This window comes from Providencia sneebia DSM 19967, assembly GCF_000314895.2.
GTDB classification, from domain to species: domain Bacteria; phylum Pseudomonadota; class Gammaproteobacteria; order Enterobacterales; family Enterobacteriaceae; genus Providencia; species Providencia sneebia.
In genome coordinates this window covers 1,303,754-1,318,573 of the sequence record NZ_CM001773.1, presented here as the reverse complement: position 1 = coordinate 1,318,573, position 14,820 = coordinate 1,303,754, and the positions used below count along the sequence as shown (strand labels likewise).

Here is a 14,820-nt window from a genome sequence, read left to right as displayed (position 1 = left end):
GAGGCAAACATCATGGAATACACTCAACTTTTTAAACCCGGACAAACTGCATTTAAATTGGGTAAATATGATTCGCCAGAATTTATGCTGAGTCGTATAAGGCCAAGAGTACCAGCTAGCTCCTTAAATCTAGATGGTTACGCTTTTAAAAGCCCCAAATTAACTAGAAGTTATAGAGTTACTTATGGTGGTCTTATTATTGAATTACCTACTAACACAATCAGCCTTCTAAGCATCTGTAAAATGATTGATATTGAGCCTGATGAGATCAATAGCTGGTTAAATATTGCCAGAAAGCATTTATCCGGAGAGCAACTGCGAAATTTAGGCATTGAAAAACATCAGTGGTCAAAGCGTATTTTCTTGACCCCTAGTAATGCAATACTGCTTTTATCTAGTCACCCACATCGTGAACTATATCAAGGAGTTATTGATGAAATTCGTTCAATGATACCTAATACGCCCCTTCCAACTCATGTTGATAGGAGGAAATCAAGGCATGAACCAGTGTTCGGAGCAAAACTCAAAAAGGTATTACAACTGCATTTCTCTACTAACATCAAGCTAGAGACTCAACGAAGGATAGGAAATTTTCGAGTGGATTTTGTTGTTAAACTCAAGGAAAAAACAGCCGTTATTGAGTTTGATGAAGAAGCACATCAACAAAAAGCATCCTATAGAGTAAATGATAGAAAACGCAATGCCTTTTTTCGCTCACAGCCTCAGTATACGCTCATCCGAGTACGCAAAGATGAGCAAGATATCTGGTTAGATCTCATTAGCCAAACCAAGACACTCCAAAGTTATGAGCAATTTGTGAAATCATTACTTTTATCTGCCAATATAGCTAATCAACATGGAAAGATAAAAGTCACTGCGGGCTCGCTAAAAGAAGCGATAAAACAGGAGCCTCATTTGGCCTTACTACTAAAACTCAAAGGACAACCCTTAAAAAGCGTTAGGCAATTACTCGATGACAGGCTAAAAATTCCATATAAACAGCCAAAAAAAGGCGATTATATAGTTCTGTCCAGAAGTACATTAAACAGTCGATGCAACTACCAGTAGTACCTTATCGTTTTTTAATGGCTATTTATGACCTGTTATCAACGGGTTATAGATAATTACACCTTTAACGTGCCCTAACGTCCAAAAAAGGAATAAAGCATTTGAAATCATTAGGTTAACGTAAATACATTTTTATCGTCCATAAATATACACACTATATAGAAATTGCTATCTATATATATCTATATCAATTCCTCCTTTTAAGGGGGATTTTTTCTTTATTTGTTCAGTCATAGCCTAATATTTCCTAGAACATGCATCTTAATAAAAACCCCCTTCTTCCAAGAGAGATAACAATACATTTCATAGATGCTAGCGATGAATTCCACATAAGTAGTTCTAACGGCATCCCCTCACTTAGTACCTTTACATCACGAATTCAACTATAACCCTGAGAGCAGGTATAAGCATAGAGATACAGCCCGTATCAACAAAAAGGCAATCCCCTATGAAAAAATTACTGATAGCAACACTGCTCAAAGGCTTAATCACCTTAACTATAAATATTCTCGCTCTCGTATCGAAGAGATACGCTTAGTCTTAACTCAAATATTGTTGCCCTACCAATAAGCATGCCTCAACGGCACTCCACCGAATGAACAGTGTAACAAGGCTTACAGGCCTGCCAAAACCCTTGTTTGTAGTTTTGGCATGTTTACACATCTTAGCATGCTCTATTGGCAGGGTCTGGAGGAAATAATGGCTATTGTTGGCTACGCCCGTGTATCCACACGAGGCCAAAGCTTAGATGCACAACTCAATGCATTACAAGACTGCGACAAAGTGTTCAAGGAGATCATCAGCGGTGCAAAAGACAACCGCCCCGAACTCATGGCATTGCTTGATTACGTTCGTGAAGGCGACACGGTGAAAGTTACCAAGCTCGACCGCCTAGCACGCAACACAAAGCATCTGCTGGAGATTTCAGACCACTTAGAAGCAAAACAAGTCCGACTGCTCATTATGAACATCGGTATTGATACAGGCACGCCTACGGGCAAGCTAATGCTCACCATGATTGGAGCTATCGCCACGTTTGAACGTGAAATCATGCTAGAGCGTCAGGCCGAAGGTATCGCCTTGGCTAAGCAGCAAGGTAAATACATAGGCCGAAAAGCTACGGCTAGGGAGAAATCGGCGGAGGTGCTCGCTCTTCTTTCTCAAGGAGCTACCAAGCCTTTTATAGCAAAGCAGCTTGATATCAGTATTACCAGCATATACCGAATTGTTAACAATCAAAACTCACTATAAGGAGCTTATCATGGCATTTTACACAATGACAAACTTTGCTGACCGCATTTCATTCATGAAAGATGGTCAGTATGTTGGTTCCGCAATGCCTAACGTATTTGGCGGTTATAATCTCTCAGATGCTGCTGGTCAGTCAATGGGGCATACTAGCACTTTTGATAACACAGAAATGTTTCATAGTGATATGGGGCAACTAGAAGGATTTGCAAGACCAAACGTTTCTGGCGGCGTTGATTACTTTAGTTCAACTGGTTCCCTACAAGCCATGTCAATACCTGATTTTCAAGGTATGACGCTACATGATGTAGTCGATGGCTCATCTGAACATATATCGGTAATTAGCGATAATATAAATGATGACCATGTTGACGGTTTATCAAGCTTCTTTCACAAGTTCCTTGGGTAAATGAAATGGATGATTTTCAACGCATAGAAGCAACTGCGTTAACGATTATGATAATGCATGCAAATGAGATTTTTGCAAAGGAATGGGATATTGCTTATCTAGCGGATATCCCTTATACACTCTGCCAATCACTTTGCATAAAAAACGGTTCTGAACTGCACTTAAAGTTACGGCTCACAGACGAGCAGCGTGAAAAAAGCGTTGCCGCTATCGCCGCTATGCTATCTGATAATGACAACTTTATTGCTCAGGCTGGTCATTACTACAGTTTATTCGTTAATCCTCTCGGCAAAACCGTAAGAGATATGATTGCCGAAGAGTATGATGAGAATCCGTTGGTTAGAAAAATAACACGCCTATATCGTGGGTTTGGGCTTGATTTAGTGCTTGGCGTTTGTGATGAATTAATCAATAACGGTGTTTCGCCTAAAAAACTCTTAGCTGATCTATCTGATTACCAAATTGCTAACCTTCCTTGTGAAAACTTCGAAGCCATAGTTCAAGCCAACTTCGATTTTGGGGTGGTCTCAGGCGCAGTGGATAGCAAGGAAGCAAAGTATGGTGAGCTGGTAGGAAATGTAGGAGGAGCTATTGCTGGGCTTAAAGCAGGTGCAGCACTAGGCACATTCATATTCCCGGGTTTTGGTACGGTTGTTGGTGGGGCTATTGGAGGAGTCGCAGGCAAAATCTTTGGAAAACAGCTAGGAAATGCATTTGGTCAAGGTTTTATAACTCCAAAAGATTCAGAAAGCCCCGAAAAGAAAGATTAACCCATTGTTTTCCAAGAATAATTAAATCATATCGTATGATTTCAATACCTTAAGGAGTGATATGAGCTTTCTAACAAAAATGGTAGATAAATGTTTACCTGAAAAAGCTAAAACTTCATTAGTTAAACATAAGGTGCAAAAAGAAGCCAAAAAATACGTTAATGAAAAGCTGGGGCTTGAAGGCCAGCTAGACCAACATGTAGAAGCACTAGCAGATAAAGTCATTGATACTGCTGGCGTATCTAATGTACTGAAAGCCAAGGATATCTATGACAAACTATCAAAATTGAAAAAAGATAATGGCTCTTCATGACTATCATCTCAACAGAGGATAATCAATGCTAGTTAAGACATTTCTATGAAAAGCAGCTTAATAACTCGCGGTAGCCTTAACTTAAGGCTACTTTCATATTCAATCAATGCAAGCATCTAGGCCATGACTTTAAAAAATATTCCTTCTTATGTTCTTTCTATTACTCTTGCAATCACTAGCGTTCAAAGTGCTTATGCTGTACCTATGAGCTCAAAATCAAACAGTAGCGACTCTTGCGGTATTACATTCCCTTCTCAGCAATATTTAGAAAGTGAAGGTGTCGACTTTGATCCGGGTATCTACAGCTGCACCGACCTTGAATTACTAAAATCTAATGCTGAGAAAAAACAATTAGATGCCTTACGAATATTAGGTATCATGCATGAACGAGGTTATCTTGTTGAACAAAATACAGAAAAAGCTATCGAACTGCTGGAAGATGCAGCTAATCGAGGTGATAAAGCATCACAATATTACCTAGGCGAATCAATGTTACTTGTGACGATGAAGGAAAAACCAGATGGCACATTCGATATTGACGATGCTAGGCAACTATATTGGAAACAAAAAGCGGATTCAAAGTAATTATCATAACTGGAGTAGATATCAAACGGGTACTTTAACACATCCACCAGCTAGATTATAACGTCTAGCTGGTCATAAAAAACTTGAAAAACGGTACAAAACAGTGGTACATTGCTCCTCGAAGCGAAAACGTAACCGACTGTTAATCAATAAAAAGTTGGTATAGAACGCGTATCCTTGGTTCGATTCCGAGTCCGGCACCACTTTCACTTCTACAGTGGTMTCCTCAAGTCAAGTAAACTCCTTTATATTCATTGAATTACCTTGTRTTATCACTCATCGAGCTCCACTGAACTCAACACGACTCAACCTAAATCAAGTGTCTGTTGGGGGCTTTTTTGGGGGCTCATCGTGTTCAATGTAATTTAGGGGCCCCCATTATGGCACTCAGCGCCCGGCAGATACAGACTGCCAAACCTAAAGACAAAGAGTATAAGCTCTCTGATGAGCGGGGACTTTACCTTCTCGTTAAACCTAATGGYGCTCGTTACTGGCGWATGAAATATCGCTTCGCWGGTAAAGAGAAAAAATTATCGATTGGTGTWTACCCTGATRTTTCTCTTGCTGATGCRCGAGTTAAACGWGATGAAGCCAGAAAGTTATTAGCTGAAGGTAACGATCCGGCTGAACAAAAGAAGTTAGAAAAGCTMGCCAAAAAGATYACCGTAGAAAATACATTTAAAGCCATTGCTGTTGAATGGCACACTCATAAATCAKCAGAATGGTCYGAAAGCTATGCSGARAGTGTTCTTGATGCTTTAGATAAAGATATCTTTCCTTATTTAGCTAAACGTCCTATTGCYGAGATCCTACCTTTAGAAATGTTGGAGATCTTACGGATGATTGAAAAGCGTGGCGCTTTAGARAAAATGCGTAAGGTTAGRCAGTTCTGTAATCAAATTTTTCGTTATGCCATTGCAACAGGACGAGCARCGGTAAATCCTGCCGCAGAGCTCACWGGAACGCTTAAGGCWCCRAAAACAAAACACTTCCCYCACCTAACGGCTCAAGAGCTTCCTGAGCTTTTRCWGAARCTTTCKSAATATACWGGCAGYCCTATTACCCGTTTAGCCACTAAACTKCTKTTAYTAACAGGCGTKAGAACCATTGAACTMAGGKCTGCTCACTGGAGTGAATTTGACTTTGATAATGCACTTTGGTTAATTCCTGAAGAACGAATGAAAATGCGTCGCCCCCACTCCGTTCCGCTGTCCAAACAAGTGATCGAGATCTTAAAAGAATTACATACTTTTACGGGTCAATATCAACTGGTTTTTCCGGGACGCTGTAATATCAATCAGCCCATGAGCGAAGCCAGTATTAATATGGTATTAAAACGAATTGGATATGATGGTAAAGCGACAGGCCATGGCTTTCGCCACACCATGAGTACAATCCTGCATGAGAAAGGGTTTAATTCTGCTTGGGTTGAAACACAATTGGCACATAGCGATAAGAACTCCATTCGAGGAACGTATAACCATGCGCAATATTTGGGAGGGAGAACAGAAATGATGCAATGGTATGCGGATTTCATTGATGAATTAGAACACAAATCAAACTGAATGATATCAATTTAACCACCTTTGCGGATATCCACAAAGGTGGGCATTACCTAGACCTAGACTTTATTTTTTACTCTGAATATTGATCTCGGGCTATACTTTAATTTACTGCGACGAGTACACAGCCACCTGAACASCCACAAGCSACTTTATGGCCTTCWARKGCGACAGGKATRCCGTTAATTTTCATTAAGTTATCACCTTCAACGATAGTGCCTGTTTTTTTACAAGAAGGGCAATAAACCGAATCACCAACACAAGCCACACCTTGAGTTTGTTTGGCAAGRGCAGAWCCAGTAAGAACATTACCCCCGGTATTCGTGGTATCATTTTTTAAGATAATTTTACGACCGTTAACTGTRCTRCGCATTATTCGCTCTATTCTGRTTGGTATATCTACRTGGATTAAGCACYTATTTTTCCATTAAAAAGAAATAGGCTACRATGATAAATCAAAGCTCCATGGGATAAGTCCCGAAAATTCAAGTTGCCCAAACCACTTTGGYCTAAATTCGTCTTGAAAACAGTTTAATCCATCTAAATATTGAGCAACAATACATAAAAAAATGAGCTCCTCTCTTYGAGTTGTCATCGAATGAAGATTTTTCATGGCTTGCYGTAGGAATAATGCTTTCTCTTTATAATTATCAGCAAATTTTTGATCTATATCTTTCATTAAAAATAAATCTATTTCTGATTTTAATAATGACGGCGTTTTAAYTATCGCTTGATAGCGATCTTTTGAATATGTGATAATCTCAGCCATATTTTTTGATAATTCCTGAGATTGGTAATATTCAATTATCCCTGCTAACCAGTATTTGCTTTTTTCATCCTTAAATAAAACAACTTTTTCAAGATGATCTTTTACTGTTTGGAATAACGGTGATTGAGCATAAAACTGTCCGCAATAGAGCATCAATGTTGTCTGYGTAACACAAAGATATTTACTAGGACGATGAATAGATTCAAAATACACATAATTTTTCTTTAAKAGATTAAATAACATTTCTCGYTTAATCTCGTAATRCGTTAATGCGGYTTGATGTTCATCTTCCAAATAATGGATAGCTTCAAGATAAAATTCTTGCARCTTATTTTCTCTAATAATGTGTTTGCTTTGTGCTGTGAGTTTCATCAAATGAACCCGATAGAAGGCGGTAAAACACCCGCCTATCATTCCTATATGTGACAATTAAAATAGTGTACGGATCACACTCAGTTCTGGATTAATGCTAATCAGATCATCAATCATCTGATTATAAATAGCGGGCATGTTTTGTTTCCAGCCTACCATATCAGGGCGGTGCTCTATTGCCATCGGCGTTTTTAATAGAGGATGGTCAATAATCGGCGTTGATAGCCCATGACGTGCGCGGAAATTTTTAACCGCTTGATATTCAAAAGGCCATGCTAATAAAATTTCTAAATCAATTTCATAGCCTGTTGATCTTTGTTCGTCAGCGTTGATGCCAAATAGGGCTGACCATTCCACATGTTTATCACACAGCGTAATYARCCATTGWGYKASAACATCATTATTTTCAGTATAGAGTGCTTCTTGRCAGAAGCGYTGATAGAATGGATCAATTGGRATTCCGGCRCTTTCCCAATCAATGGTTTCATTTTTTTCACTGGCTAACATTTCAATAGCAAGCACACCAAGTTTTTGCGGGCGCGTATACATTGGTAACGATTTAGCCATTTTCCCTGATTGAATACTTTCAATGATTTTATCATAGGAAAGATAGGCAACTTTAAAGTAGTCACAAGCGAAATCCATCAATAAAATTTCACCTTGTTCTGAAAAGTCTAAAGATAAATTTGTATCCTTAAATAGATTATAATAACTAGCTAAAAAAGAGACATTTCTATGCCAAAAGAACTTTTCAAAAGCATAAGATTTTTCATTCACTTTTGAGTAAATCTCTTTCGCATAAAGCACCCCAGTAATTCCCATTGCAGAATCAAGAGCTACAAGGTAATTTATATACCTATCAACAGGTTGTTTAGTGATATCTATTTCTATATCTTTATAAAATCTATTATCTATCCTTTTTTTTAAGTCTATAGTACTAACTTCTATATCCTTCAATTCAGTTTCTATATATTTATTTATTAACTCCATTCTGCTCATTATTTTATTATCTCCATAAGGAACATTTTATCAAATAGAGAAGTTTTACCAACAGAAAACGTCTCATCTATTCCAACTGTTATTTTGATACCCATTACATTTTTTATATTAGCACGTAAAGTAGAACGAATATCACGGAAATTATCTAAGTCCGCATCTGTTATATTGTAATCATTTTTTTATAAAATTTATTTTCAGCATTGTCCATATGTTTTCTTAAATTTATAATCGGCTCTTTTTGAGCTTTACTGAGACTTCCACCGACTAATATTCTTTCATCATCAAACTGTTTTCTCATTACGGTTTTAGTTTCAATCGTAATCCAATATGGAGGCGGTTTATCTATTTTACAAATTAAGTCTATTCCATGACCATTTGATTTTTGCAAACTAAATACTTGGCTAGTATCAATATTTTTCCCATAAAATACATTTAATTCTTTACCATTCCCATCTTTATCCGATAATTTATTAATAGGAACAGCTCTACCATTTTTTATATTTTTACTTGAGTCTCGACAAAATATTCGATTAAGCAATGTTCCATCTTTAGCTGCTTTAACTACATGATTTTCAACAATATATCCCACAAAATGTGCTAGTTTCAATGCGGCAATATCATCATACAATTTTTGCTCTGCAAGAACCCGATGTAAATCACCGGATTTGACGTTCAATTCAACGTGCCCTTTCACTTTATGTGATTGACCATTGGGTTTACCTTCAATACGTAAAATATAGCTCCCATCTACCCTTGGACCAAATAGTGTGACTTTYACTTCATCTAAGTGCCGTTCAAACGTTTGTAGCTTTGCATGGGTTAAGGTAATATCCAGCTGCTTGAGCTTTTTCGTAGTATCTTGATTAGTGATACCAATTTTATATCTCATGTTGTTATCCCGAATCCCTATTTGATAACCGCGCTTGAAGGTTTCACGGGTTCTTGAACCGTGAAGCTATCAAGATAAACAAGGCTGGCTCCTCCTGAAGCACTGCTGACCCCTGTTAATGCTTTCGTTTTGACATTTTTTCCAAACAAAATAAACATATTAGCGGCATGATAACTGGCTTCGAAAGCTTTAGTATTCCCCGTTTGGCTATCGAGATAACGCATTGAATCCAATAACACGTCATACCCTTGATTTTCGTTATACCCTAAAAAGGTGGTGACATCCTTTATCGTCTGATTTCCCATTAAAACCACATTAGCCACTTCTCCGGCGACACGATAGGCGACCTTTCCGCCTAATCGAATAGCGGCACCAACGCCAGTAAATAACAATGCAATATCAACAGCAATCAATGTTCCTTGGGCAAATTTTTCGCCATTTTCATCGGCTGTATTTTGCGCTTCTATATCGGCAGCAATGTATTCAATCAATTCATCAGCCAACTCCGAATAGGTTTTCACCGAAAGGCGATCACCTCGAGTTAACGCCCTTTTTTTCGGCTCTTTTTCATTCATCTCATCGTCATCAAACCAAGCATCAATCACCGTATATTTTGGCGACACGGCTATCACTCTTTGAAGTTCATTCACTTTAACCATCTGTACATTACCGAGTTTCGCCAATTGACCGATCGTATGTATATCCCGCACCCCATTTTCCATGGGCTTACAATAAGCATCACTGCTATAGGGAGAGAATGATCTTTCTAGACTAAATTCGACTTTATAGTAATGTCGTCCAAATTGATAAGATTTTCCGTTGTAATGAAACTCACTTCCTTTTGGGCGCTCAGTTTGGGAAACAAAAGCGAGCATAAAACCAAGAAATGCTTCTGATGAACCTAAACGCGTTCTCAGCGTTTCAAAAAATCGATTATGCCCAATGATATCTTCGGCTAATTGTTGCATGTGTGGCGGAATATCAGTCGATTGGCTCATTTTAGCGACATGATCCAATAACGAATAATAATCGACACCCACCGGAATTTTTTCTTTAGGTGTCGTACCATCGTCATTTTCTGGGTATTCTTCCCAATCCTCGTCAAAAGGGCTGGCAATATTTTCATTGTAATAATCAATATCTGCTTGCTCGTGACTTAGAAAAAAGCAATCTTTAGCATTCAGTTCACATGGCTGTGTCTCAATAGGATCATCTACGGGTTGATCCGTAAAGCGTTTTTCATACGCCATAAAGTTTCCTCACGTTAGGGCTAAAAATTGGCTAGCACTTACATCATCTGCTAGAACAAATAACAGGTTATCCATAAATTGCAGATAATCACTGACAGGCAAATAGGGTAAAAAAGTTTTCACCGTATTAGGGTCGTAGTAACGAAACATCAGCCAGGTTTTATTGTCTTCATCATACACTTGGTTAAATTTACGCAGTTGATGCGCTAATTTTTCCATTGATAATCGTGAACGCAAGTAAATCCCCAATGGGGTTTTTTGGCTATTTTCCAATAACCAAAAGACAAAAGGCGTATCAGGAACAAGTTTGACTAAATAGGGTGCATAGAACGAATAATGCTCTGCGCTGTCGCCTTTCCATAAACAGCAATATTCCGTTTCAAAGCTGTCCAATAACACGGCAATATCTGGTCGCTTTATCGCATCAATAATTGCCCATGTATGACAGTGAGTGGCTAGATGACCTTTAATCACGGTTTTATTGTCATGTAAGAGAAAAGGTGTCTCATCAAACAAATACGCTTGAAGTTGTGCTTTTTTTTCTTCTGGGTTATCACGATAAGAAATTGTGATTAATCGGGATCTGCGGCTCATGATGTCGCTTTCTCTTTTTTCGCTTTTGCACAAATTTCGCAAAAAGGTTGTCCCTCTTCCGTCGCAGCGGTTAATGCTTTAATTTGGTCAATACCACCGCCACCGATATCCAGTGACGAGGTATTAATTTTGAGCTGTTTTGCCTTAATCGTGATCCCTGAGCTATCAATAATAATGCTGCCGCCAGCGCCTGCTAAGGTCAGTTGATTTTCCGCATGAATAATGTAATACGGTGACTGTGAAAACAGTTTAGTTTTCACTTCTTCATGACGTTGACCTTCCACCACTATTTTCTGATTACCACCAACTTCAGTGTTTTTATCAGCAAAAATGACGGATTTATGGCTACTATTAATCACTTCTGTTAGGTTTTGATCGATTTGAATTTCTTGGTCTTGCAAAATATGAAGAACCGAATTTCGACCGATTTTTTCATAGTGATCACGCCCTACATCGGTGCGTTTATCTTGACCGATGCGCTCTTCTTGATCGACGCCCACGTGTTTTTGGCGGTTGTGCCCGATGGTATGAGCCTCATCATTGAGAATATGTGTACGGTGATCTTTCTGCGCATGCAGATAAATCTCTTCTTCTCCGCCTTTATCCTCAAAGCGCAGTTCATTAAATCCGTCGCCTTTGTGGGTTTTAGTCCGAAAGGTGGTGCGCGTCTTCTCTTCTGGTAAGTTTAATGGCGGGGTATTTCGACCATTATACGTACATCCMGTTATGATKGGTTTATCTATRTCATTGTTTAAATAGGAAATTATSACTTCCTGYCCAAYTCTGGGGATCGMCATAAACCCAAAYCCATTGCCATTCCACCCCTGAGCAACACGCACCCAACASGATGCACGGTGATCGGGTTTTCCCCGTCTGTCCCAATGAAAATAGACCGTCACCGCCCCTTGTGAGTTGGTGTAAATCTCCTCCCCCGGTGGCCCGACAACTGTRGCTAAYTCATCACCATCRGCTGTCGGTTTATAACAATAGGGCGGTCGCCACTCTTGCGTACCTGGRATAAACGACACATTGTTGGACAGTTGAGTGCCTTCACCRCCACRGTTGTCGGCAAGGGGTTGTACGCCATGGTGTGACACCCTCACCACTTGCCAGCGGTCATTCATACGGGCATTGGGATGATTRGTTAAGGTAAACATTTTGCCGGGGTGCAAGGCAAAACAGTTRGTACTGGCCTGCCCCATTTGGCGRTGTACTTGGGATTGTTCATAACGGATCCGATTGAACACRGCGCCTTCCGCGTCTTCTTGAAAACGCCCATAGCTTTCAAACACTTCGTGTTGTTGRTGGAYATCACCGATGACTTGATGGCTGAGCGGGTGAGAAGGTCGCAATGGATTATAATCTTTATCAATACGAATATCGCTGCACAACTGTTCAGCGTAGCGCCATGCYGTAGCCGTACTGTCGGTRATATCTGTATCRGATTGGGGGTTATACGTCAGCGTGATCCCCGCCGTCATTCCTAAATGGCGGTCGCTGTAGAACAGTTTYGGACCTTCCTCAAACCAGAACGTAATGCCTTCTTCGGCRGCAAGGCGACACCAAAAATCGTACARGGTTTCACGTTTTTGGGTRATGTACGGGCGTTCAACGTGTTCTTCCGRGTGATACAAYTGTTGATCRTACTTAATRTGGGATTCATTCAGCAGAGTTTCTAATATCTTCGGCACRTGAGTATCTTGAAAAATACGGCTGTCTTGCTTGAGTGTCATGACCCACATTTCGGGGCGAATAACAAATCGATACCATGTTTTTACACCATCGGTATTCAGGTTTTCGGCACTCGCTAACACCCCTTGTACCTGCCGAATTTTCTTACCGTCCCGCTTCACCGTCAAGGAAGAGGCACCCCCCAGTATYGTTTGAAAATCCACATCCGCTAATGCACTGACCGCCAAAATGGACAACGTAAACAGTTCAGATAGCCCTTCCTGTAAATCAAATTCAGTCACCTGAAAAGTGTTCTCCGGCAGGCCATCAATCTGGCAAGTGAATACCAACCCAGCGTGAAGTTCACCGCTATAYAGYCGTTCTAAAAAGTCCTCATGCTGAGCAAGGCGGTGTTGTTGTCCAGCATAACCAGACAACGGAGGGGGTGAAGAGTCGAGGCGAGAAGGCGGTTGCTTATTGGATGAAGGGGGCTTTTGGGTCGACATACCGGCTCCGTTTGATTGTCTATCGTGACCAGTCATCCTGTTAACCTATGTTAGCGATTTCCTAACGMAAAGATTCAACCCCACAATGACCGACACGTAATAATCGAATGACAKGTGCGGCTGATGCCTTCACTGTCATGGGTAAATAATCGATAAATTTATGTTAAGTATGCTACAAGGCAAATYGTTATCTGTAAAAATTTAATGGTAACCAGTTGTAAATACGCATTATTGATGTATGAAATRCAACCTAACCCCATCGATAAAAAATAAAATTAGAAAACACCCTATTATTGTTGAGTGGGTAAATATTTTTTCCGTGCTTTATCACCGCGGCATTGGGATAAATAAAAACACGCAGGGCACCATGTCGTTACCTGCGTGATGAGAGATCCGTGCACGGTATTTTAAACTCGACACCGCTTTGTTACGATGGATGACTGAGCGTGCCTTTATTGCACCTTATCCAAGGGCGGGACATTTATTTCCCCCATTTAAATCAAGAGAAACTGACGCAGTTCAATCCCTATAACGAGCATGAAGCTGACGTCAGCTGTGAAACGGCAGTAAGTTCGTTTGATAATGTACAGTTTATGGGCATTTCAAACAGAAAGTGAAATCCTCGTCGATCGCTTTTATCAATGGCGTGATTATCAGACACGATTATGCCGCGGGAGTCACCTTAATCGTGGCATTGTTTTGCATCTTAAACCCGTAACGGCTTAGGGGAGARAKTTCAATCGCACTCAAGGTGCCTTTCACCTCCACTGTTTTTTGCTCTCCYGGGCGCAAATAAAATTGCCCCAAACCGTACACTTGTCCCCCCGGTTGCCCCGTAAAATTCGGCGCTAAACGGATRACTTGTTTCCCGGTATTTTTTAAGGTCAGCGTGTTACCYGTTTGTGTCACGTTCAAGGTATCCCACGGCGTCGGGCTGACACTCATSCCRACYGGYATAATCARCATGGCCACATCTTGGCGGATGGGCATTTTCGTCGCATTGGTTTTCGTCGCMCCGACCCCTTGAAAAGAGACTTTTAACAACGCTTCATTCGTTAAATCCAATCCCTTTTTCACCACAAAGTTGATTTGCTGGCTTTGCTCCGGCTCAATGCGAATAATCGGCGGGGAGACCATCACCTCTTTTGCTAACGCTTGACCGCCTTCGATGTCCGACACCTTCGTCGACAATAAAATCGGCTCTTTCCCTGTGTTTTTCACACTAAACACTTTACGCGGCTCCCCCGCATCCACTATTACTGTCATGGTTTCCAGTTGAAAACTCGCGTGTGCCAGCCCACTGAGTAAACAGAGGCTGCCTATAACACCGTTTCGTAGTCGCTTAATTAAAGTCATGTTCATTTTGTTCAATCCCATTTTACTCTGTTGTTCAATTGAGGGGTTCTCATCCCGCTGATGAGGGTGAAAACCAAGTTGTGTCATCACGCGGTTTTTCTTGTTAATGGCACACCGCTTCAGCCTCTTCATATAAGGCATCCGGGTCAAAGTGAGCAGGCACCGGATAATCCACGATGCATTCGGCTTGATTCGCCATCCGCAGTCGCACCCGCTGACCAATTTGCTCATTGCTCAGCATCGCATTCCCGTTGCCCATCACAATGCCCATCAGCTGCCCTTTATCATCCACCAAACTGCTGCCCGAAGGCGCCGKTGTGCCATCCGCTAASGTGATACCCAGCAGCAATTGTTTCATCACCGTGGCGGACACCTCGCGTGAGATAACCGTGCCTTTTGCCACAGCCACATCAAAGGACGTGGTGTCTAAGCGCACATTCAATGGCAGGTTCTTGGTGT

Annotated in this window: 16 protein-coding genes and 1 pseudogene; 8 read left to right on the top strand and 9 right to left on the bottom strand. The window is 40.6% G+C overall.

Going from position 1 to position 14,820, the window contains the following annotated elements:
• The first annotated feature begins 12 nt into the window (after nt 1–12).
• The 7 genes from OO7_RS05210 to OO7_RS05180 all read left to right on the top strand — a co-directional run bounded on the left by OO7_RS05210 (nt 13) and on the right by OO7_RS05180 (nt 5,958).
• Nucleotides 13–1,068, top strand: a complete 1,056-nt coding sequence (locus OO7_RS05210; RefSeq protein ID WP_008914920.1) for a DUF559 domain-containing protein — start codon at nt 13–15, stop codon at nt 1,066–1,068.
• A 699-nt stretch (nt 1,069–1,767) separates the two neighbouring features.
• Nucleotides 1,768–2,319 carry a recombinase family protein gene (locus tag OO7_RS05205; RefSeq protein ID WP_008914919.1) on the top strand — a complete coding sequence of 184 codons (552 nt, stop codon included), beginning with the start codon at nt 1,768–1,770 and terminating at the stop codon, nt 2,317–2,319.
• Nucleotides 2,320–2,329: 10 nt separating this feature from the next.
• Complete coding sequence (locus OO7_RS05200) at nt 2,330–2,725, top strand: hypothetical protein (RefSeq protein ID WP_008914918.1); 396 nt, start codon at nt 2,330–2,332, stop codon at nt 2,723–2,725.
• Nucleotides 2,726–2,730: 5 nt separating this feature from the next.
• Nucleotides 2,731–3,495, top strand: a complete 765-nt coding sequence (locus tag OO7_RS05195) for a hypothetical protein (RefSeq protein WP_008914917.1) — start codon at nt 2,731–2,733, stop codon at nt 3,493–3,495.
• Between the two features lie 61 nt (nt 3,496–3,556).
• Nucleotides 3,557–3,808, top strand: coding sequence for a hypothetical protein (locus OO7_RS05190; protein WP_008914916.1), 252 nt, complete (start codon nt 3,557–3,559; stop codon nt 3,806–3,808).
• A gap of 123 nt (nt 3,809–3,931) precedes the next feature.
• Nucleotides 3,932–4,393 (top strand): tetratricopeptide repeat protein, encoded by a 462-nt coding sequence (locus tag OO7_RS05185; protein WP_008914915.1) that lies wholly within the window; start codon nt 3,932–3,934, stop codon nt 4,391–4,393.
• 380 nt (nt 4,394–4,773) lie between these two features.
• Entirely contained in the window at nt 4,774–5,958 is a 1,185-nt protein-coding gene (locus OO7_RS05180; RefSeq protein WP_008914914.1) for a tyrosine-type recombinase/integrase, read from the top strand.
• Nucleotides 5,959–6,058: 100 nt separating this feature from the next.
• Here the strand turns inward: OO7_RS05180 and OO7_RS05175 are convergent, their stop codons facing one another.
• From OO7_RS05175 to OO7_RS05140, 7 genes are all read right to left on the bottom strand, one after another.
• A complete protein-coding gene (locus OO7_RS05175) occupies nt 6,059–6,328 on the bottom strand; it encodes a PAAR domain-containing protein (protein WP_008914913.1) in 270 nt (89 codons plus the stop codon).
• Nucleotides 6,329–6,397: 69 nt separating this feature from the next.
• Entirely contained in the window at nt 6,398–7,096 is a 699-nt protein-coding gene (locus tag OO7_RS17015) for a hypothetical protein (RefSeq protein WP_008914912.1), read from the bottom strand.
• Between the two features lie 57 nt (nt 7,097–7,153).
• Nucleotides 7,154–8,095, bottom strand: a complete 942-nt coding sequence (locus tag OO7_RS05160) for a hypothetical protein (protein ID WP_008914911.1) — start codon at nt 8,093–8,095, stop codon at nt 7,154–7,156.
• A gap of 160 nt (nt 8,096–8,255) precedes the next feature.
• Nucleotides 8,256–8,984 (bottom strand): hypothetical protein, encoded by a 729-nt coding sequence (locus OO7_RS05155; protein ID WP_008914910.1) that lies wholly within the window; start codon nt 8,982–8,984, stop codon nt 8,256–8,258.
• Nucleotides 8,985–9,001: 17 nt separating this feature from the next.
• A complete protein-coding gene (locus OO7_RS05150) occupies nt 9,002–10,234 on the bottom strand; it encodes a hypothetical protein (RefSeq protein WP_008914909.1) in 1,233 nt (410 codons plus the stop codon).
• 9 nt (nt 10,235–10,243) lie between these two features.
• Nucleotides 10,244–10,828, bottom strand: a complete 585-nt coding sequence (locus tag OO7_RS17435) for a DUF4123 domain-containing protein (RefSeq protein WP_008914908.1) — start codon at nt 10,826–10,828, stop codon at nt 10,244–10,246.
• Nucleotides 10,825–13,005, bottom strand: coding sequence for a type VI secretion system Vgr family protein (locus tag OO7_RS05140; RefSeq protein WP_043892817.1), 2,181 nt, complete (start codon nt 13,003–13,005; stop codon nt 10,825–10,827). Before OO7_RS05140 ends, OO7_RS17435 begins: the two co-directional genes overlap by 4 nt.
• A 453-nt stretch (nt 13,006–13,458) precedes the next feature.
• Between OO7_RS05140 and OO7_RS17125 the strand changes: the two are divergent.
• A pseudogene (locus OO7_RS17125) lies at nt 13,459–13,731 on the top strand (antirestriction protein); the annotation flags it as partial.
• Here the strand turns inward: OO7_RS17125 and OO7_RS05135 are convergent.
• Nucleotides 13,669–14,493 (bottom strand): fimbria/pilus chaperone family protein, encoded by an 825-nt coding sequence (locus OO7_RS05135; protein WP_236620673.1) that lies wholly within the window; start codon nt 14,491–14,493, stop codon nt 13,669–13,671. The pseudogene OO7_RS17125 and the gene OO7_RS05135 overlap by 63 nt on opposite strands.
• Nucleotides 14,465–14,820: FimD/PapC C-terminal domain-containing protein (locus OO7_RS05130; RefSeq protein WP_008914905.1), on the bottom strand; the 356-nt coding region annotated here is incomplete at its 5' end. The genes OO7_RS05135 and OO7_RS05130, both read right to left, overlap by 29 nt.

What these genes read in the sequence shown, in the direction of transcription:
- OO7_RS05210 (WP_008914920.1), top strand. Translation starts at nt 13, where the DNA reads ATGGAATACACTCAACTTTTTAAACCCGGACAAACTGCATTTAAATTG.
- OO7_RS05205 (WP_008914919.1), top strand. Translation starts at nt 1,768, where the DNA reads ATGGCTATTGTTGGCTACGCCCGTGTATCCACACGAGGCCAAAGCTTA.
- OO7_RS05200 (WP_008914918.1), top strand. Translation starts at nt 2,330, where the DNA reads ATGGCATTTTACACAATGACAAACTTTGCTGACCGCATTTCATTCATG.
- OO7_RS05195 (WP_008914917.1), top strand. Translation starts at nt 2,731, where the DNA reads ATGGATGATTTTCAACGCATAGAAGCAACTGCGTTAACGATTATGATA.
- OO7_RS05190 (WP_008914916.1), top strand. Translation starts at nt 3,557, where the DNA reads ATGAGCTTTCTAACAAAAATGGTAGATAAATGTTTACCTGAAAAAGCT.
- OO7_RS05185 (WP_008914915.1), top strand. Translation starts at nt 3,932, where the DNA reads ATGACTTTAAAAAATATTCCTTCTTATGTTCTTTCTATTACTCTTGCA.
- OO7_RS05150 (WP_008914909.1), bottom strand. Translation starts at nt 10,234, where the DNA reads ATGGCGTATGAAAAACGCTTTACGGATCAACCCGTAGATGATCCTATT.
- OO7_RS17435 (WP_008914908.1), bottom strand. Translation starts at nt 10,828, where the DNA reads ATGAGCCGCAGATCCCGATTAATCACAATTTCTTATCGTGATAACCCA.